22 protein-coding genes are annotated in these 18,467 nt (G+C 68.5%); 8 read left to right on the forward strand and 14 right to left on the reverse strand.

What is annotated here, in order from left to right; translation table 11 throughout:
* The first annotated feature begins 117 nt into the window (after window positions 1-117).
* A complete protein-coding gene (locus ABDZ36_RS14040) occupies window positions 118-285 on the forward strand; it encodes a hypothetical protein (protein ID WP_211312804.1) in 168 nt (55 codons plus the stop codon).
* A 17-nt stretch (window positions 286-302) separates the two neighbouring features.
* Here ABDZ36_RS14040 and ABDZ36_RS14045 read toward each other — a convergent pair whose 3' ends face one another.
* The 5 genes from ABDZ36_RS14045 to ABDZ36_RS14065 are packed head-to-tail and all read right to left on the reverse strand — an operon-like array spanning window position 303 to window position 3,226.
* Window positions 303-836, reverse strand: a complete 534-nt coding sequence (locus tag ABDZ36_RS14045; protein ID WP_211312803.1) for a GTP-dependent dephospho-CoA kinase family protein — start codon at window positions 834-836, stop codon at window positions 303-305.
* A 7-nt stretch (window positions 837-843) separates the two neighbouring features.
* Complete coding sequence (gene spt4, locus ABDZ36_RS14050; protein ID WP_211312802.1) at window positions 844-1,041, reverse strand: transcription elongation factor subunit Spt4; 198 nt, start codon at window positions 1,039-1,041, stop codon at window positions 844-846.
* Window positions 1,042-1,602, reverse strand: coding sequence for a DNA-directed RNA polymerase (locus ABDZ36_RS14055; RefSeq protein WP_211312801.1), 561 nt, complete (start codon window positions 1,600-1,602; stop codon window positions 1,042-1,044).
* Complete coding sequence (locus ABDZ36_RS14060; RefSeq protein WP_211312800.1) at window positions 1,603-1,986, reverse strand: PIN domain-containing protein; 384 nt, start codon at window positions 1,984-1,986, stop codon at window positions 1,603-1,605.
* A 1-nt stretch (window position 1,987) separates the two neighbouring features.
* The gene (locus ABDZ36_RS14065) at window positions 1,988-3,226 is read right to left on the reverse strand and encodes a translation initiation factor IF-2 subunit gamma (RefSeq protein ID WP_211312799.1); all 1,239 of its coding nucleotides are present in this window, start codon (window positions 3,224-3,226) and stop codon (window positions 1,988-1,990) included.
* A 317-nt stretch (window positions 3,227-3,543) separates the two neighbouring features.
* Between ABDZ36_RS14065 and ABDZ36_RS14070 the strand changes: the two genes are divergently transcribed.
* Together ABDZ36_RS14070 and ABDZ36_RS14075 are read left to right on the forward strand one after the other, a co-directional pair.
* A complete protein-coding gene (locus tag ABDZ36_RS14070; protein WP_211312798.1) occupies window positions 3,544-4,518 on the forward strand; it encodes a DUF5787 family protein in 975 nt (324 codons plus the stop codon).
* A gap of 24 nt (window positions 4,519-4,542) precedes the next feature.
* Window positions 4,543-4,869 carry a hypothetical protein gene (locus ABDZ36_RS14075; protein ID WP_211312797.1) on the forward strand — a complete coding sequence of 109 codons (327 nt, stop codon included), beginning with the start codon at window positions 4,543-4,545 and terminating at the stop codon, window positions 4,867-4,869.
* On the opposite strand, the gene ABDZ36_RS14080 is transcribed toward ABDZ36_RS14075, so the two are convergent.
* The 6 genes from ABDZ36_RS14080 to ABDZ36_RS14105 form a co-directional block, all read right to left on the reverse strand.
* On the reverse strand, window positions 4,861-5,685 hold the full coding sequence (locus tag ABDZ36_RS14080) for an MBL fold metallo-hydrolase (RefSeq protein WP_211312796.1): 825 nt from the start codon (window positions 5,683-5,685) through the stop codon (window positions 4,861-4,863). The two genes, ABDZ36_RS14075 and ABDZ36_RS14080, sit on opposite strands and share 9 nt — an antisense overlap.
* 2 nt (window positions 5,686-5,687) lie before the next feature.
* Window positions 5,688-7,022 carry an ATP-binding protein gene (locus tag ABDZ36_RS14085; RefSeq protein ID WP_211312795.1) on the reverse strand — a complete coding sequence of 445 codons (1,335 nt, stop codon included), beginning with the start codon at window positions 7,020-7,022 and terminating at the stop codon, window positions 5,688-5,690.
* A gap of 58 nt (window positions 7,023-7,080) precedes the next feature.
* On the reverse strand, window positions 7,081-8,844 hold the full coding sequence (locus ABDZ36_RS14090) for a flippase activity-associated protein Agl23 (RefSeq protein WP_211312794.1): 1,764 nt from the start codon (window positions 8,842-8,844) through the stop codon (window positions 7,081-7,083).
* A gap of 62 nt (window positions 8,845-8,906) precedes the next feature.
* Complete coding sequence (locus ABDZ36_RS14095; protein WP_211312793.1) at window positions 8,907-9,503, reverse strand: GNAT family N-acetyltransferase; 597 nt, start codon at window positions 9,501-9,503, stop codon at window positions 8,907-8,909.
* A gap of 40 nt (window positions 9,504-9,543) precedes the next feature.
* Window positions 9,544-11,418, reverse strand: coding sequence for a cation:proton antiporter domain-containing protein (locus ABDZ36_RS14100; RefSeq protein WP_211312792.1), 1,875 nt, complete (start codon window positions 11,416-11,418; stop codon window positions 9,544-9,546).
* 81 nt (window positions 11,419-11,499) lie between these two features.
* The gene (locus tag ABDZ36_RS14105; protein ID WP_211312791.1) at window positions 11,500-12,426 is read right to left on the reverse strand and encodes an MBL fold metallo-hydrolase; all 927 of its coding nucleotides are present in this window, start codon (window positions 12,424-12,426) and stop codon (window positions 11,500-11,502) included.
* Window positions 12,427-12,564: 138 nt separating this feature from the next.
* Here ABDZ36_RS14105 and serS point away from each other — a divergent pair, with 138 nt between their 5' ends.
* On the forward strand, window positions 12,565-13,950 hold the full coding sequence (gene serS / locus ABDZ36_RS14110; protein WP_211312790.1) for a serine--tRNA ligase: 1,386 nt from the start codon (window positions 12,565-12,567) through the stop codon (window positions 13,948-13,950).
* Window positions 13,950-14,453 carry a DUF367 family protein gene (locus tag ABDZ36_RS14115; protein WP_211312789.1) on the forward strand — a complete coding sequence of 168 codons (504 nt, stop codon included), beginning with the start codon at window positions 13,950-13,952 and terminating at the stop codon, window positions 14,451-14,453. The genes serS and ABDZ36_RS14115 overlap by 1 nt, the downstream gene beginning before the upstream one ends.
* A gap of 272 nt (window positions 14,454-14,725) precedes the next feature.
* Here the strand turns inward: ABDZ36_RS14115 and ABDZ36_RS14120 are convergent, their stop codons facing one another.
* From ABDZ36_RS14120 to ABDZ36_RS14130, 3 genes are all read right to left on the reverse strand, one after another.
* Window positions 14,726-14,872, reverse strand: coding sequence for a 50S ribosomal protein L40e (locus tag ABDZ36_RS14120; RefSeq protein WP_211312788.1), 147 nt, complete (start codon window positions 14,870-14,872; stop codon window positions 14,726-14,728).
* Between the two features lie 59 nt (window positions 14,873-14,931).
* Window positions 14,932-16,173, reverse strand: a complete 1,242-nt coding sequence (locus ABDZ36_RS14125; RefSeq protein WP_211312787.1) for an Nramp family divalent metal transporter — start codon at window positions 16,171-16,173, stop codon at window positions 14,932-14,934.
* Between the two features lie 100 nt (window positions 16,174-16,273).
* Window positions 16,274-16,885, reverse strand: coding sequence for an MBL fold metallo-hydrolase (locus ABDZ36_RS14130; protein WP_211312786.1), 612 nt, complete (start codon window positions 16,883-16,885; stop codon window positions 16,274-16,276).
* 69 nt (window positions 16,886-16,954) lie between these two features.
* On the opposite strand from ABDZ36_RS14130, the gene ABDZ36_RS14135 reads away from it, so the two are divergent.
* From ABDZ36_RS14135 to ABDZ36_RS14145, 3 genes are read left to right on the forward strand one after another with little or no spacing between them, the layout of a single operon-like run.
* The gene (locus ABDZ36_RS14135) at window positions 16,955-17,131 is read left to right on the forward strand and encodes a DUF5786 family protein (protein WP_211312785.1); all 177 of its coding nucleotides are present in this window, start codon (window positions 16,955-16,957) and stop codon (window positions 17,129-17,131) included.
* Window positions 17,132-17,695, forward strand: a complete 564-nt coding sequence (locus ABDZ36_RS14140) for an endonuclease dU (RefSeq protein WP_211312784.1) — start codon at window positions 17,132-17,134, stop codon at window positions 17,693-17,695.
* A 24-nt stretch (window positions 17,696-17,719) separates the two neighbouring features.
* Window positions 17,720-18,316: a uracil-DNA glycosylase gene (locus tag ABDZ36_RS14145; RefSeq protein ID WP_211312783.1), complete on the forward strand. Its 597-nt coding sequence runs from the start codon at window positions 17,720-17,722 to the stop codon at window positions 18,314-18,316.
* Window positions 18,317-18,467 lie beyond the last annotated feature (151 nt).

The following is an 18,467-nucleotide window of genomic DNA, read 5'->3' on the forward strand; positions in this document are numbered from 1 at the left end:
CCGCACTGCCCCGCCATCCTCGGTTCCGCACCGCATCCACTTCTGCCTCCGCGTCCACCACCGAACGCTTTTCGCGCCGTCGCCCGTCCCGGTTCGTATGCCCTCCACGGTGGTTCGATGAGTACGGCATCGCTCCAGCGTCTCGGCCTCGGCGTGATCCTCGTCGGTGGCTTCCTCACGACGGGTCGTCCGGGGACGTTCTACGTCATCGGCTTCCTCGCGATGCTCTTCGGGCTCGTCGTCGTCACGATCGCGTGGCTCCACGACTTCGAGTCCCGGGAGTAGAGCCGAGTTGCGGATGACTACCGCTCGACGAGCCGCCAGAACTCTTCGGTCGTCTCCAACTCCGCCGCCAACTCCCGCACCCGCTCGCGGAGGCCCGCGGTGACGTTCGCGCGCACCATCCCCTCACCGGGCTGGCCGTAGACGACCGTCGCATCCGCGGGCGCGAGGAGGACCGCCGGGACCGTCGCGAGATCCTCCTCGCCCTTGACCTCGATCCGCGTCGGGCCCTCGGCGTCGATCGCATCGCGGAGCGCTGCCACTAACTCGGCGGAGAGCGTCCCCGGCTCCGAGGCGACTGTGACGGTTCGTGGCGTCTCGGGGATGTCCGCGAGCACCGCGTCGGCGACCGTCTCGCGCTCGGTCTTCCCGTCGACGACCGTGACGTGCGGCGTGACGCCCGCCCGTCCGAGGTGCGCGCTCACGACGTCGCCGACCGCGACGATCGGCTCGCCCGCGCCATCGAGGAGTTCGTGTGCGTCGGTGAACACGGGGCCGAGCGGCTCCTTGAACGACGCGCGCGCGCTCTTCGGGAGCGTCGCGACGGTCTCCATCGTCGCCTCAGCGGACCTTCAACGCGTATTCGCCCGCCTCGGTGACCTCCATCTTCTCCGCGATTTCGGAGGACTCCGGATGCGTGATGACGACGTATCCCGCCCAGTCCTCCGTGAGGTCGTTCGACCCGCAGTAAGGACAGACGTCCTCGTCGGGCTCGACGATCCGGTGGCAGTCGTGGCAGGCGAGGCGGTTCGACGCCATCTACTCGGCCTCCGGGTTCTCGTCGGCCTTGCGGAGCCACTCGTGCTTGCCGAGGCCGGGCTGTTTGGCGGTGAGGCCGATCTTCGACTCGCGCGGATTGCGTTCGTCGATGCTCTTTGTGACGATCCGCGCGCGGACCGCGTCGTCCACGCCGAGGATGTCGCTCGACTCGCGACTGGCGAGCTGTTGGTTCTGCTCGTCGTACGCGAGATATTCGTCGCTGATCTGACTGACGTGCAGCAGGCCGTCGACGGGGCCGATCCCGACGAACGCCCCGAAGTTCACGACCTCGACGATCTGACCGTCGATGACCTCCTGCATCTCGGGGTCGAACGTGACGGCGTCGAACTCCGCTTCGTAATACACCCCGGGCCGGTTCGGGAGGACCGCACCGTCGCCGATCTCGTGGACCTCCGTCACCGTGACGACGCTGCCGAGATCCTCGTCCATGCGCCCCTCGAGCTTGTCCTGGAGTAAGCGTTTCACCAGGTCCGGCGAGACGTCCGCCAGGTGCTCCGGGGGTACTTCTACCGTGTCCTTCAGGCGTGCGCGCTTGTACATCTATGGATGCGTGCGTGTGAGTCGGTTCCGGCCCCGGAGGTGGATCACCGGGGTCCCGGCCGCGAGCACGCGCTCGCGGAGTGGGCCGTCGTTCGTGCAGACGACGTCGACCGCGCCCGCATCGGCGAGCGCGACGAGTTCATCGTCCGCGTACTGTCCGTCCGTCTCCTGTTCGTCACAGCGGGTCGCGAGGTCCGCGCCGACCGCCGCCGCGGTCGCCGCTTCGCCGTTGCCGGCCGCGAGCGTCGCGAGCTCGTCGGCGACGACGTCGGGTACGACCGGGTCGTAGTCGCCACAGACCCGATCGAGCTCGTCGAAGACGCGAACGCCGACCTCGACCGGCATCATCAGCGCGTTCGCGTCGATTGCGACCCGTTCCGTCATGTTACCCCTGTAGACGGCCGATACCGATGAGCCGCCAGCGAGCGCCGACACGCCGGTTGATGGCGATGACGTCGCCCGTCTCGGCACAGACCGGGCGTTTGAGGTTCACTTCACACTCGCCCTCGCGGGCGGACGTGACCGCGCCGACGGTAGTGGCGGTCCCGACGGTGAGCATCAGCGGTTCCCCGGTGTTGATCTCGTCGATGGTCTCGCCCTCCTCCGCGCCGACGAGGCGTTCGAGGAGGTCGACCTCCATCTCGAAGGACTCCCACGTCGGCGGGAGCGCCTCGGGGTGGCCAGCGACCTGCCCGGCGAGCGCGTCACCCTTCGTCATGCTCGGGTCGAGGCCGGTCCCCACACCAAGCAGGCCGCCGGGCGTCACGGTGTCGACGTCCTCACCGCCCGCCTGCAGCGAGCGGACGGTCGTCGAGATTGACTGCCATTCGGATTGGCCGCCCTCCTCGACCTCCCGGCCGGGGCGGAGTTCGAGGTCGTCGTCGACGTCGAGTTCGCCCGCGACGAGACTGCCGCCGAGGACGCCGCCGGTGAGGCCCTCCCACGTCGTGCCGGGGCGGTTGATGTCGAAGGAGCGCGCGACGTACATCCGCGGGTCGGCGTCGGGGTCGCGCTCCGGCGTCGGGATCTCCTCCTCGATCGTTTCGATGAGGACGTCCAGGTTGATCTCCTGTTCGGCCGAGACCGGGACGATCGGGGCGTCCTCCGCGACGGTGCCCTCGACGAACTCCTGGATCTGCTCGTAGTTCTCGCGGGCCCCCTCGCCGTCCACGAGATCGATCTTGTTCTGCGCGATGACGACGTTCTCGATCCCGATGATGTCGAGCGCCATCAGGTGCTCCTCGGTCTGGGGTTGGGGCACCTCCTCGTTCGCGCCGACGACGAGCACCGCGCCGTCCATCAGTGACGCCCCGGAGAGCATCGTGGCCATCAGCGTCTCGTGGCCGGGCGCGTCGACGAACGACACCGTCCGGGCGACCTCCGTGTCGACGTCGTGTTCGTCGCAATGATCCTCGACTGTGTAACACTCGGGGGCCTCCTCCTCGGGACAGCGCCGGAAGGTCGCGTCCGCGTAACCCAGCCGGATGGAGATGCCGCGCTTCATCTCCTCGGAGTGCTGATCGGTCCATTCACCGGATAGCGCACGTACGAGCGTCGTTTTCCCGTGGTCGACGTGTCCGACCAGACCGATGTTCACCTCCGGTTGGCGATGAGTTCCTGCCATGCAGTAATCTTGCGGGTACTTCGCCCTGCGGAAATGATAAAGCCCCCGATTCGCCGCCGTCGCGACGGTTCTCAGGCCGTGTCGCCGCCTCACACGACCGCGGCTCGTCGCGCGCCGCAAGGACGTCCGTAGGATCCGCCTCGTCGCCCGTATCGGCCGAAACACACCGATGCAGGCGTTCGTCGGCATCGCCGCGCTCGCCCCGTCGGTGCGCTCGGCATCCCCGTCCGACGAGACCCCCACGAGCGCGCGCTCGCCGCCCGAGCCGCCGCGCATCCGACGCGGCGTTTAACCGCACGCGCCCCCTCGACGCCCGTATGCGCGAGTTCGCGTTCGAACTCCGGCTCTGCGCCCACCTCGAACGGGCGTACCCCGTGGTGGCGCGCCAACTCGGGACGAGCGTCCGCGCCGCCGGCGGACGCATCGTTGACATCGTCTGTCTCACCCGCGGTCCCGATTTCGACGCCCGAACGCGACTCACTCCCGACGCGATTCCTGCCGCCGTCGTCGAGGCGGACATTGGTGCCGGCCGGTGGCGGCGCGTCGTCGACGCCTTCGACGGCCCGCCTGCCCGCGCCCGCGACCTTGCCGAGCGCGGCGAGATGGCGGGCTTCCTCGAAACCGAGCGGCGGGACGGCCACGCGGTCGTCCGCCAGACTGCGCGCTACCCGGACTGGGTCGGCGACATCGTCGGCATCGAGAACAAACCGGATCTCGGGACGCCCGGTGACCTCACAGCGCAACTCCGTCACGACGTCTCGCTCTGTGTCCTCGACTACGCGATCCTCGCCACGGAGTCGTACGTGACGCGCGCGCACCTCAATCGCCTTCCCCCGGCCGTCGGCGTCTGGCGCGTCGATTTCGATGCCGCGGAGCCGATCGAGGTCGTTCGCGAGCCGACGCGTCTCGACGCGTCCGGGTGGGGGATCGAACCCGGCGATACCCACCCCGGCCGGCGCGACGTCACCCCGGTCACTCCGGACGAGAAGGCCACCCAGCGCCGCCGCGTCGCCGAACGCGCCTATGGTAAGGGATGGCGAACCTACGGCCTCCCGGCGTGCGTGAACGCCGAGAGCGGGACCGAGGCGGGCGTGACGACACTCCCCGACTGTGCCTACAAGGACCGCCTCGTCGACGCCGCCGGCGAGTGCGGGCCGGACTGTCCGGGCTACGACGCGGCCGACCCGCCGGACGTCGACCTCGACGCCGAGCGCGCCACGCGGCAGGCGTGGGACCCGGACGCGGCGAGCGCGCGCACACAGGTCGGTCTCGACCAGTGGACGAACGACTAACCCCGTTCGGCTCGACGGACTGGTATGCCCCGCACGCGCCACGTCCTCCTCGGTATCGTGATCGGCCTCGTCGCGGCCGGCCTCGGTGCGACCGACACACACGAACCAGTGCTCCTCGGTGGGCTCTTCGTTACGGCCGTCGCCGCGGGCACGCTCATCGCCGCGAACCCGACGCCGGTGCTCTACGACCGCGGGAGTGGCGTTACGGCGGCCTTCACGGGCGTCTCGACGCTCGGCGCGTTCGCGATCGCGTTCGGCGTCGGCGACGGCTTCGCGTACGCTCCCGCGCTCCTCGGCCTCGCGCTAGCGTGGTTCGGCTTCGCCGCTGGCGTCGCGCACGCCTCAGAGTGAGAACGTCTCCCCGTCCACCGCCAGCGGCTCCTCGAACGCCTCTTCCGGCGGATAGCGGTGAGCGACATGCACCACGCGCAGTTCGTCGGCGTTCAGGTCGTCCGCGAGCGCCATCGCACCTTCCTTCGTCATGTGCTTCGTCCCGAACGTTCGCGGGACGCCCGAGGAATCCTCGTCGCGCCCGCCGAGCGGGTGGTAGTCGCAGAGGCTCGCGGGGACGATACCGTCCGCGAGGAGGAGGTCGGCGTCCCGCAGGGCGTCCCGCGACGCCGCGGGCACTTGGTAGCTCGTGTCCCCGGAGAGCGCGAGTTTCGCGCCCGTCTCGGGCTCCTCGACGACGAGGCCGTATGTGAGAAGTGGCGGGTGATCGACGGGGACGAGCGTGACGTCGAAGCCACAGACGCGGAATGACTCGTGGGGCGTCCGCGACTGGACGCTCACGGTGTCGAGGTAGTCGTACTTCCGGGCGATCGTCTCGGCGACGCTCTCGTCGGTTTGCGGGTCGGTCTCGTCCGCGGCGGAGACCGGGAGATGATCGAGCAGTCGGTAGACGTTGCCCAACCCGTCCAGATGGTCGAAATGGATGTGCGTGATGACGGCGGCGTCGGGGAGCGCGACGTCGCGCGTGAGGAACTGCTGGCGGAAATCCGGGCTCGTGTCGATCAGGAGGGCCTCGCCCGTCGATTCGTTGACGACGTGGACGGACGAGCGGGTGCGCTCGACGCCGCGCTCGCGCGCCGCGAGGCAGGTGTCGCAGTCGCATCCCGGCCGCGGCGTGCCCGCGGTGTCGCCGGTGCCGAGCAGCGTCACGCGCATCCCTAGTCGTCCGCGTCCGCCGATGCGTGTTCGTGGTCGTGCTCGTGGCCGTGCGTGCCGTCGTCCGTCTCGACAGCCTCCTCCAGGCTGTCGAGGTTCCGCAGGTGATCGCGCTCCTCGAAGGATTCGACGGCGGCGAGGAGGTCGGCCTGTGAGAGCGTGGTGCGATCCTCGACGAGCGCGTCCAACACGGCCTCGCGGAGGACGAGCCGGAGGTCGCTCCCCGTCAACCCCTGCGTGTTCGCGGCGATCGCCTCGGGGTCGAAGTCCTCGATGTCGATCCCGCGCGTGACGATCCGCAGGATGTCCGCACGCATCGGCTCCGTCGGCTTCGGGAAGCTGAGGATCTCGTCGAAGCGCCGCCACACCGCGGCGTCGAGCTCGTCCGGGTGGTTCGTCGCGCCGACGAGGAGCACGTCGTCCTTTACGAGGCTCATCTCGTCGATGGCCTTCAGCAGGGTGTTGACGGCGCGCTTGATCGCCGCGTGCTCATCTGAGGTCCGGGTCTTCGCCACGAAGTCGAACTCGTCGATGAACAGCACGCATGGAGCGAGGCGTTTGGCCACCTCGAAGACCTTCTCGACGTTCTTCGCCGTCTCGCCGAGATACTGACTCGTGATCATCGACAGCTTCACCTCGACGAACGGCAGGTCGAGGCGGTGGGCGAGCCCGCGCGCCGTCGAGGTCTTCCCGGTGCCCGGCGGCCCGACGAAGAGGAGTTTACCCACCTCCACCAGCCCCACCTGCGCGAGGTAGTCGCGGTGTTCGATGGCCTTCGAGACCTTCTCCGTCTCGGTCTGCTGCTCGTCGGTCAGGACGAGGTCGTCCAGGGTCGTCTCGATCTCCGCGGGGGCCTGCACCTCGACGAGGTCGAGCATCTCCTCGTCGTCCTCGTCGAACATGTCCTCGAGGAGACCGTCGATCCACTGCGGGTCGGCCTGCATGGGGCGGTTGGCCTCGCGTGCGGCTGCGTGGTCGACGTCGTCGAACTCGTCCTCGTAGGCGGCGGCGAGCGCGGGGTTCGCCTGGATCCGCGGGGTGTCGGCGCGGTTCGCGTACCACTCCTTCGCCATCTCGTCGTCCACGAGGCGGATGCGCCCCGAGAACGAGTCCTGTTCGGTGAACATCAGGCTCGCTACCTCGTCCCACGGATCGTCGATGCCGGTCGCGTCGGCGACGGCCGACCCGGTCGCCTGCGGGGGTCGCGGGACGCCGTCGCCGTCCCAGAGCGCGCTCCGGACGGCCGGTGGGAGATCGTTCTCGTCGAGATCGGTGTCGCGCTCGTAGACGCGTGCGGTCAGGAGGAATTCCACGACGTCGAGCGCCCGGTCGGTCATTACCCCTGAATTTGACGCCCCCTCCGCATAAGACCGTCGGACGATCGACAGGCGCGTGTCACGCTGACGCGGTGCTCGCGTTCGTCGTCGATCCCACGTTCGCCGCGCCGGCCATCGACGTGGCGTTCACCTCTCCTGCGCTTGCGTCGTCGCGGACGAAGAAGACGAGCGGCCGCCCGGACTGATACCCTTGGTACGTCCGCTCGGTGTACGCGCTCGTGTCGATGCTCGCCCGGACGTCGTCGGCCGTCCCTTCGAGGGCGATCACGACCGGCGGCTGGCGATCGGCGAGGACGTCCTGCTCGGTCGTGCTCCCGACGCGCGCGCCGTACCGATCGAAGTACCACGGAAGCGGGAGGCGGGCGAACCACCCCTGATACCCTCCGCTGCCGATGTTGAGCGTCGGTGGCTCCTCTAGGTCGTTCGCGTTGTAGAACTCCTCGCCGTAGAACATCACGTCGATCCCGTCGTTCGTCTCGGCGACCGTCTCGATCTCGGCCAGCGTGGGCTTCATCTGGCCGGCCGGCTGGGCGTACTGGACGAGTGGGTTCGTTTCGCCGTCCTGCGGGGCGGCGTAGCTCGTGTACACCGCGGTGCCGCCGACGCCGGCCGCGCTCACCAGTAGGACCGCAGCGGCGAGGCGGAACGCGATCCGGTCGCCCGACGCGTACCCGCGCTTGCCGACGCGGTACACCCACGCGAGGCCGACCGCGGCAGGGAGCGCGAGCGGCGCGACGACGTGCGTCGCGAGCCACCCCGCGAGGATGTCCGTCACGACCGCATAACCGAAGATGCTCGCCGCGCCCCAGTAGAAGCAGAACTCGACGAGGTTCCGTGTCCCGCCGCGCCCGTAGCGCTCCCGGACGAAGCCGACGAGCGCGAACGTGCAGGTGACGGTCGCGGTGAGCCCGAGGATCTTCAGGAGGCGGCCGAGGAAGTCGACCGTGGAGTGGCTGCTCATCCCCGTGTGCGCCCAGGTGTCGACGAACGCGTGCCACGTATCGACCGTTGCGGTTTCGATGACGTGGACGAACGAACCGGGGCTCCCGAAGACCCCGTACACCTCCGGGATCGGTGCGTAGAACGCGACGACGACTACGAGGAAGCAGAGAAGGGCTGCGGCGAGCGAGAGGAGGAACGCGCCGGCGGTGCGCGCCTCGACGGCCCGACCCCATCGCTCAACCGTCCCGGCGACGCTCGCGACGAAGCCCCGGTCGCTCAGCGCGGCGGCGAGCAGGTGTCTGTCGATGACGAGGACGCCCGCGCCGAGCCACGCGACCGGGTAGAGCAGGGCGTTCTCCTTCATCGTGAACGCGAGGGCGAACGGGAGCGTCCCCGCGATGACGTAGCGGACTCGACGGGTCGCGTGTGCCCGCGACCAGCAGCCGAGCGCCGCCATCATGCAGGCGGCGACGAGCAGGTCGTTGCGCATGAAGCGCGAGTAGTAGAGGAGCGCGGGGCTCGCCGCGAGCAGCAGACCGAAGGCGATCACTTCGTCGTCACGTAGGCGGTCACGATAGAGGTAGGCCGCGAGCGGAAGTAGGCCGCCGCCGACGGCGACGACTAGGCGCATCGTGAAATCCGTGGCTCCGAACCACGAGAAGACGACGCCGTTGACGTGGGGGAGGAAGGGGCCGTGGATGATCGGGCGGTACTGCCACTGTCCGACCGTCATGTAGTGGAGAATCCAATCGGCGACGCGCCCCTCGTCCTGGTGGGCGACCCGCGCGCCGAGCGCGACGAGACGAGCGGCGAGCGCGAGCGCGCTGACTGCGAGGAGGACGGGGAGCGGGCGGCTGAACCGGCGGAGACGCGGGTCCATGCCCGTTCACTCGTCCGTCGCTCCTAAACGGTTTTCGACCTCCTGCGGTTCGCCGACCCGCTTCAGCCGTCGCCCGGGACGAGCGACGCGAGGGCATCGTTCCACGCCGCGCGGCTCCGGAGGTCCGTGAGCGACCGCGGCGGCTCCGGGTCGACGGGGCGCTCGTCGAGCACGAGCGACCACCAGCCCACGTCGTGCCACGCTCCGTTCTTGTACCCCATCCCCGCGAACGTCCCCTCGTGCGCGAAGCCGAACGACTCGTGGAGCGCGGTGCTCGCGGGATTCGGGAGCGTCACGACCGCGTAGACGACGACGTACCCCTGTCGCTCGAGGAGCGCGAGGAGCGCCGCGTAGAGCGCGCTTCCGAGCCCGCGCCCTTGTGCCGACTCGGCGACGTAGACGGAGCTCTCGACGGCCCACTCGAAGGCGTCGTACTCGCGGATCGGCCCGGCGCTCGCGTAGCCGACGACATCGCCGTCGAGCTCGCAGACCAGCCACGGGTAGTCGGAGAGCGTCCCCTCGATCCGCTCGCGACATGCCGCAACCGTCGGCGGCGACGTCTCGAACGTGATCGGCGTTTCCTCGACGTACGGCGCGTAGATCCGTCGGACCGCCGCCGCGTCGTCGGGCGTCGCGAGACGGAGCGTCGGGTCGCTCACGGCCGGGATCGCGGTGGACGGCGGTTCCGTCGCTCGTCGCTCACTCCCTGCCGACGGCCGAGGAGGGGTCACAGCGGTCGATGGCCTCGCGGACCGCGTCCTTGCGTCCGAGGAACGTGAGGTGGTCGCCGGCCTGGAGCGTGAAGTCCTCGCTCGGCACGGAGTTCTCGCCGTCGCGGCCGACGAGCGCGATGATGCAGCCGTTCGGGAGCGCCTCGTCGAGTTCGCCGATGGTGCGTCCGACGAGGTCGTCCGCCGTGACCTCGATCTCTTGGACGTCGCCCGAGCGGCCGATCTCGGTCATCCAGTTCGAGAGCGCGGGGCGCTCGATGAGGTTGTCGATGCTCCACGCGGTCGCGAGCGACGAGGAGACGGCGCGAACGCCGAGCTCGCTGAACGCATCGACGTTGTCCGGGTTGTTGACGCGCGCGATGATGGTCTCGGGGTCGAACTTCGAGTCGACGAGTTGGCTGACGAGGAGATTCGCGTCGTCGTCGCCGGTCGCGGTGACGACGATTTTGGCGTTCTCGATGCCCGCGGCGCGCAACACGTCCATGTCCGTCCCGTCGCCGGCGTGGACGGTGAAGCCGCGTTCGCGCGTGAGTTCGATAGTCGGTTCGTCCATTTCGACGATGACGACGTTCTCACCGCGGTCTTCGAGGCGCTCCGCGAGCGCGCGACCGACGGTGCCGCCGCCGACGATGATGACACGCATGGGTATGACGTCGAGGTATTCCGCGATATGCCTCGCGAGGCCGCCCTCGAATACGACCGTGAGGAGGATGGTGAGGAAGACGACACTGACGAGCGCGTTCGCCGCGCCCTCCATTCCGGCGGAGCGCAACTGCACCGCGAACAGCGTCGCGACGGACGCGGGGATGATCCCGCGCGGCCCGACGAAGCTGATGAAGGTCCGCTCGGCCATCGTGAAGCGATCGCCGAACGTGGAGACGAAGACGGCGAGCGGGCGGATAACGAGGGCCGCCCCGGCGGCGACCGCGATGCCCGCGAGCCCGAACCGGAGGAGGTCGCTGAGTGAGAGCAGCGACGCGAGCGCGATGAAGACGAAGGAGAGGACGACGAGCGTGATGTCCCCTTTGAACGTCTCGATCTCCTCCTCGTAGGGCAGGTCCGCGTTCCCGAGGATGATGCCCGCGGTCGCGACCGCCGGGAGGCCGGCTTCGCCGAGCCCGCTGAGTTCGGCGAGCCCGTAGGCGGCCAGCGCGCTCGCGAGCGTGACGAGCCGGGCGTTCTGCACGGCGTTGCCCGGCGAGAGGTCGACCCGTCGGAGGAGCGCCCACGCGACGCCGGCGACGACGAGACCGGCGACGACGCCGACGCCGATGCGCGCGGAGAACGCGGTGACGACCTGACTCGTCGTCGCGGCTTCGGCGGTGACGACCTCGAAGGCGACAACCGCGAGGACGGCCGCGGTGACGTCGTTTACGACGCCCTCCGTCTCCAGCGACGCGCCGACCCGGTCGCGAACGGGGACGACTTCGAGAATCGGCGTGATGACCGTCGGTCCCGTGGCGACGAGGAGCGCACCGATGAGGAACGCGACGTCCCACGGCTGCCCAAGCAGGACCCGAACGAGGATCGCTGTCCCGAGCAACGCCACGGCCGCCCCGAGCGTCACGAGGCGTAAGCTCTCCCGGGGGGCCTCCCGGAGCTTCTCTAGTTTCAGGTGGAACGCCCCCTCGAAGACGATGATGGCGACGCTCACCCCGACGATGCCGGAGAGCGCGCCCCCGAACGTATCGCGTCCGATGACGCCCAACACCGGCCCGACGACGACGCCCGCGAGGATGAGGAACAACACGCTCGGTACGCGGAGCCGCGCGGCTACGAGCTGGGCGAGGACGCCCAACACGAGGATCAACGCGACCAGTGAGATGAGTGACGATCCAGACACGGCTACCGATCGGATATTTTGGGGGATATGCAATAAGTTGCGGTGGTCGCGGGGCCGATCTCCTCAATCGTCCACCATCGACTACGCTAGCCCTCGGTCGAACGCGACGAGAACCCCGCGGACGTTCATCGCGACCTCCTCTCCCGCCTTGTGCGCCGGCCAGACCTCGTCGAGCTCCGTCCGCTCGGCGAAGTAGCGCTCGACATCTTCGTCGTCGTCGAGTTCGGCGTGCTTCTCGCGGACGCGCGCCACCCACTCGGTGAGGGTGTCCGCGTACTCGGCAAGGACGCCGTCGACGTCGTCCGCGACGGGCCCGAAGTGCGGGTACAGGAGGACGTTCGGGTCGCACTCGCGGATCGTCTCGATGTCCGCGAGACACTGCTCCAGGTCGAAGTTCGGCGGCGGGCTCGTCTCGTGGACCTCGCCGAGCGCAGGCACCCAGATCCCCGCGGCGTCCGCCGTGTGGACGAAGCCGTCGCGGTCGTCCGCGAGGACGACTTGGTGGGGCGCGTGGCCAGGCGCGTGATGAACGGTGAGCGTCCGGTCGCCGAGGTCGATCACGTCGCCGTCCGTGACTTCGACAATCCGGGCCTCGGGGACGGGTTCGGGCTCGACGTAGTAGCGCCACTGGTCGCCGACGGCGCGCTTTGTCCCCGCGACGAGGTCCGACGGATCGGCGAGGTGGGACGCGCCGATCTCGTGGACGTAGACGTCCGCGTTCGGGCAGGCGTCGGCGAGGAAGCCCGCGCCGCCCGCGTGATCGAGATGGACGTGCGAGCAGACGATCGCGGCGAGGTCGTCGCGTGCGACCCCCACCTCGTCGAGTGCGTCGAGCACGCGGTCGTGGTGCGTGCCGATGCCGGTGTCGAGCACCGCGGGCCGGTCGCCGTTGAGGACGTACACCGCGCCGTAGCCGGGCGTGTCGTACATTCCCGTGTCGACGTAGTGGACGTCCGTACAGGCGTCGACGCGCGCGACGTCACCGGGCGACGTATCGGCTGGTTGCATACCTCGGCGTGCGGTCGGGAACGCGAAAAAACCGCCGCCGCGTCGCCGCTGCGTCGCCGTCGCCTCGCCGCCCCGGAACTGTCGTGAGCGCGAGACGGATCCCGTCACCGTTTTGCCCGCCGACGGGAACACGTACGTATGCTCAGCCGGCAGTTCGTTCGGGAGAACCCGGACGTCGTGCGCGACGCCCTCGCGAAGAAGGACGTCGACGCCGACCTGGATCGGATCCTCGAGATCGACGAAGCGTGGCGTGAACTGAAGCGGGAGGGCGACGACCTCCGTCACGAGCGCAACGAGGTGTCCTCGAAGATCGGCCAGCTGAAACAGGAGGGCGACGAGGAGGCGGCCCAGGAGGCCATCGAGCGCTCCCAGTCACTCAAGGACGAGCTGGAGGACGTCGAGGAACGCGCGGACGAGCTCGAAACCGAGCTCGAACGCCGCCTGCTGACGCTCCCGCAGATCCCGCAGGACGACGTGCCCGTCGGGGCCGACGAGTCCGAGAACGTCGAGCGCCGCCGCGAGGGGTTCGACGACCTGCGCGAGCTCCCCGACGAGGTGACGCCCCACTACGACCTCGGCGAGGAGCTCGATATCCTCGACTTCGAGCGTGGCGCGAAGGTCTCCGGCGGCGGCTTCTACTTCGCGAAGGGCGCGGGTGCGCGCCTCGAACACGCCCTCGTCCAGTTCATGCTCGACGTTCACCGCGAGCAGGAGTACGTCGACGTCTTCCCGCCGATCCCCGTCAACTCGGCGTCGATGGAAGGGACCGGTCAGTTCCCCAAGTTCGTCGAGGACGCCTACCGCGTCGGCGACGTCAACGAGGCCGACTATGACGACGACGACCTCTGGCTCCTCCCGACCGCCGAGGTGCCGGTCACCAACATGTACCGCGACGAGATCCTGCTCGGCGACGACCTCCCACTCAAACACCAGGCCTACTCGCCGAATTTCCGCCGCGAGGCGGGCGAACACGGCACCGAAACCCGGGGGATCGTCCGCGTTCACCAGTTCAACAAGGTCGAGATGGTGAACTTCGTCCGCCCCGAGGAGAGCGACGAGCGCTTCGAGGGCCTCGTTGACGAAGCGGAGGAGGTCCTCCGACGGCTCGAACTCCCCTACCGCATCCTCGAGATGTGTACGGGCGACCTGGGCTTCACGCAGGCGAAGAAGTACGACCTCGAAGTGTGGGCTCCCGGCGACGACATGGACGAGGGTCCCGCGGAGGGCGGACGCTGGCTCGAAGTCTCCTCCATCTCCAACTTCGAGGCCTTCCAGGCCCGGCGCGCCGGCATCCGGTACCGGCCCGAACCCCACGAGTCCGCCGACTACCTCCACACGCTGAACGGCTCCGGGCTCGCCGTCCCGCGCGTCGTCGTCGCCGTCCTCGAATACTATCAGAACGAGGACGGCACCGTCGACGTCCCCGACGCTCTCCAGCCCTACATGAACGGCCAGGCAGTCATCGAGGGCCACGAGAAGGTCGGGGAGAGCGCGCTCGGTGCCGGCGAGGGCGACGACGCGTAGTGGACCTCCACGTCCGCTACGAGGGCGACGACGACCCCGAGAAGTGTACGGCCCGTAAGCTCGCGCGCTTCGACATGGTCGAGCTACATCGCACGAACCGCGCGACGCCGTACGGGCTCGTTCTCAACCCCCACGCGGATACGGCGCTCTCGCCCGCCGACGCCGACCACTCGACGCTCGTCGCGCTCGACTGTTCGTGGGAGACGGCGGAACGCGCGATGTTCGAGATGGCGGGCGCACACCGTGCGCTCCCGTTCCTCGTCGCCGCGAACCCCGTCAACTACGGCAAGCCCTTCCAGCTCAACACCGCGGAGGCATTCGCGGGCGCGCTCTGCATCCTCGGCGAGCGCGAGCACGCAGAACGCGTGTTGAGCAAGTTCACATGGGGCCACACCTTCCTCGAACTGAACGAGGAGCCCTTACGCCGGTACGCGGACTGTGCGGACTCGACGGAGGTCGTCGCGGTGCAACAGGAGTACCTCGACGCGGGCGAAGCGGAGTAGACCGCGGACCACTCGCGCGTTAGCGCGAGGCCCGAGCACCTCCGCAGGAGGTGCGACGGGCTTTTGCCCGAGCTTTTGCCAGCGAACGTAGTGAGCGCAGCAAAAGGTCGTGGTGCAACAGGAGTACCTTGACGCGTAGTCTGTCGGCTTCGTGTACGGCGTCCGCGAAGCGAGCGGCTCGGGGAGGAATGGAGCAACCGAACGGAGGACCGCAGGCTTTCCGCCGAGCGGTTTGCCAGGGCGCGCGGAGTGGCCCGTCGGAAGCGGTCGTTCTACGTCGCGCGGCGTTCGCGGGCCTTCGGGCGGAGCTTGCCGTAGCCGCACTTGCGGCACTGCGTCGCTTCCTTCGCGTTGCGCGCGTTACAGCGCATACAGATCTGCTTCCCGAGGAGTCGGTCCTCGATGGTTTGCTCGGACATATCCGGTGAGTCGGTGCGGAGGCGGTTAAGGGTTTAGAATTGCCCACGCGAGCGGTGCGTCACCCGACGACAGTCGTGTAGAGGAGCCAGCCGTTGAGCGCGATGATGACGGTGACGATGACCCCGAGGACGCTGCTGGTGCTGGTGCGGTTGACGAACGAGTTCATGAGGCCCTCCTCGCGCGTGAAGTAGAGGAGGGGGATGAGGACGAAGGGGAGTTCGAAGGAGAGCGCGACCTGGCTGGCGACGAGGACGCTCGTGGGTTCGAAGCCGGCGACGACGACGGCGATGCTGGGGACGAGGGTGACGGAGCGGCGCACCCAGACGGAGACGTTCCAGTCGAGGAAGCCGTCCATGACGGTCTGGCCGGCCATGGTCGCGACGAGCGAGGAGGAGAGGCCGGCGGCGATGAGTGCGATGCCGAACGCGAGGCTGGCGTTCGCGCCGAAGACGCCGGTGAGCGTGACGTACGCTTCGTTGAGCGTCTCGATGCCGGTGCCGGTGAGCGCGGCGGCGGCGACGACGAGCATCGCGGCGTTGACGAACATCGCCCCGAAGAGCGCGACGACGGTGTCGATGCTCTCGAAGCGGAGATGACGCCGGTGGACGTCCTCCGTGTCGCCGGATTCGGCGACGAGGCGTTTACGCCGGTCCTGCACGAGGTAGGGGTGGAGATAGATGGAGTGGGGCATCACGGTCGCACCGAGGATGCCGATGCCGACGTAGAGCGCGTCCGCGTTCGGTATCGACGGGACGAGGCCGGCGCTGACCTGCGCCGCGCTCGGCTTCGCGAGGGCGATCTCGAAGAGGAAGGCGAGCGCGATGACGCCGACGAGCGCCATGATGGTGAACTCGATGGCGCGAAAACCACGCTGATAGGCGGAGCGGACGCCGAGGAGCGCGAAACTGGAAATCCCGGCGAGGACCGCGCCCGCCCAGAGCGGGAGACCGAAGATGAGGCTGAAGCCGATGGCGGCCCCGATGATTTCGGCCATATCGGTCGCGATCATGGCGAGCTCGGCGGCCGCCCAGAGGACGAGGACGACCGGCCGCGGGAGGCGTTCGCGACAGAGCTGCGCGATGCCCTTCCCGGTCGCGATGCCGAGTTTCGCGGCGACGATCTGGATGCCCATCGCCATGATGGAGGCGAGGACGATGATCCAGAGGAGCGCGGTACCGAACTTCGCGCCGCCGGAGATGTTCGTCGCCCAGTTCCCCGGATCCATGTAGGCCACCGAGATGAGAAAGCCCGGCCCCATGTAGGTCGCGAGCTCGCGGAGCCGCCCCAGCAGTTTCGACATCGGCTGCTAATTATTTAGACACGTCTAATCTTATCTCTTTGCATTCGAACAGCCGGCGGAACCGCTCTGAAGCGACGCGAGACGGCGGAAAACGGGTGTGCTACTCGTCGGGATATTTCGGCTCGCGTTTCTCGGCGCGTTCGAGCGCCGTCTCGACGACGTCCAGCACGTCGCCGTGGTACGTCCCGCCGTGGCCGGCGTACATGTGTTCGACGCCGCGCGGCGTGCGTTCGAGCAGGCGTTCGATGCTCTCGATGAGCGCCTCTCTGCTCTGTCCGGGCATGTCCGTCCGGCCGAAGCTCCCACCGTCGAACGCGCCGTCGTCGTGGACGACGACGTCGCCGGAGAACAGCGTCGTTCCCGAGACGAACGCGAGGTGGTCGTCGGCGTGGCCGGGCGTGTACACCGCCTCGAAGGCCTCGTCGCCGATCTTCATCTCGTCGCCGTCGGCGAGCGCGTCCGTCCGCAGGTCGTGCTCGGCGTAGGCGTACACCGCCGGGTCGAAGGCCTCGACCACCTCGTCGAGTCGCTCGACGTGATCACCGTGCTGGTGGGTGAGCACGACCGCGTCGAGGGTATCGGTGTGGTCGGCGACGACGTCCGCGACGCCGTCCATCGCGCCCGCGTCGACGAGGACGTTCCGGTCGCCGAGCGCGAGATAGGCGTTGCAGGTGAACGATTCCGCCGCCGCGGTCACGTTTTCGACGCGCATGTACACCCCTAAACGCCTGGGTTTTAAATATCCGGTTCCTTTTAGTGTCCGAGTCAAGTATATACGTATATGGGATTTGGAAGCTACGATGAGTCCGAGCAGGAGCGACAGCAACTCGATTCGGACGATGCCGACGGCGAGGGCGTCGAGACCGAGGAGAACGCCCACGAGGGGGAAGTCGAGTACGAGATCGACGCCAGCAACGACGAACTGCTCGACAAACTGCAGGATATCAAGGGCGAATAGGTGAAGACGGGTGCCCGCGCGCTCGGCCTCGCCGAATCCTACGTCGGCGAGGCCGGCCGGAGCACGCTCGCGGGTGCCGTCGTCCGCGCAGACCGTGTCGTTGATGATTTCCGATTCTCCGCGTGTACCATTGGTGGGACTGACGCCACCGAGACCGCGATCGACTGCTGGGACGCCCTCGACCGGCCCGACGTCCGCTACGTCCTCGTCGCCGGCGTCGCGCTCGCGTGGTACAACGTTCTCGACCTCGATCAGCTCCACGACGCGACTGACCGTCCGGTGCTCGCCGTCTCCTTCGAAGCGAGCGGCGGCCTCGAGGACGCCATCCGCGAGGCCTTCGACGGCGATGCGGCCACCGCCCGTCTCGCGGCCTATCGCGCGCTTCCCGAGCGCCGCGCCGTCGATGTCGACGACGACACCGTCTACGTGCGCAGCGTCGGCTGTGACGACCCTGCACGCGTCGTCCGGGCGTTCACCCCCGAGGGTGGGCGGCCCGAACCCCTCCGCGTCGCCCGTGAGGCCGCGCGCGCCGCCGACCGCTACCGGCGGAACCCGGAGGCTTAACGCGCTCCCGATCTATCCGCGAGTATGAGCGACTCCGCGGGCATGGACGGCCTCCGCGTCGAGGCGTGCGAGAAGTGCGCCGACCTCGTCGAGTCCCGTAGCCGCATCGTGAACGGCGTTGGCCCCGATGACGCCGACATCGTCTTCGTCGGCGAGGGCCCCGGCGCGAATGAGGACGAGCAGGGCGAGCCCTTCGTCGGCCGCAGCGGCGACGTCCTCGATGACGCCCTCGACACGCACGGCCTCCGACGCTCCGACGTCCGGATCACCAACTGCGTGCGCTGTCGTCCGCCCGAGAACCGCGATCCCAGCAACGAAGAGCTCGCGAACTGCCGGCCCTACCTCGACGCCGAACTCGAAGCCATCGCCCCCGACGTGGTCGTCGCGCTCGGGAAAGTACCCGCCCAACACCTCCTCGAACGCTCCGTCGCCGTCACGAACGAGGCCGGCACGATCGAGACCATCGATGTCGGCGAGACGCGCCTCGACGTCCTGATCTGTGTCCATCCCGCAGCGACGCTCTACGACCGCTCGCAGGAGTCGACGTTCGAGAACACCATCGAGAAGGCCGCGACGATCGTCGGCGCGGAGGGCGGGCAGTCGAGCCTCGGTGACTTCTAAACAACGACCTTTTGCTGCGCCCCCTTCGGTCGCTGGCAAAAGCTCGGCCATCGCCAGAACGGTAAAGCCGTTCTGCCTATGCAACGAGACGGCATAGTACCTAGCGTAACTTCTGGAGGTATCCGCCAAGATACTCGTCGATCCACGAAGC

Origin of the sequence: Halarchaeum salinum (assembly GCF_039520965.1) — an archaeon.
Classification (GTDB): Archaea; Halobacteriota; Halobacteria; order Halobacteriales; family Halobacteriaceae; genus Halarchaeum; species Halarchaeum salinum.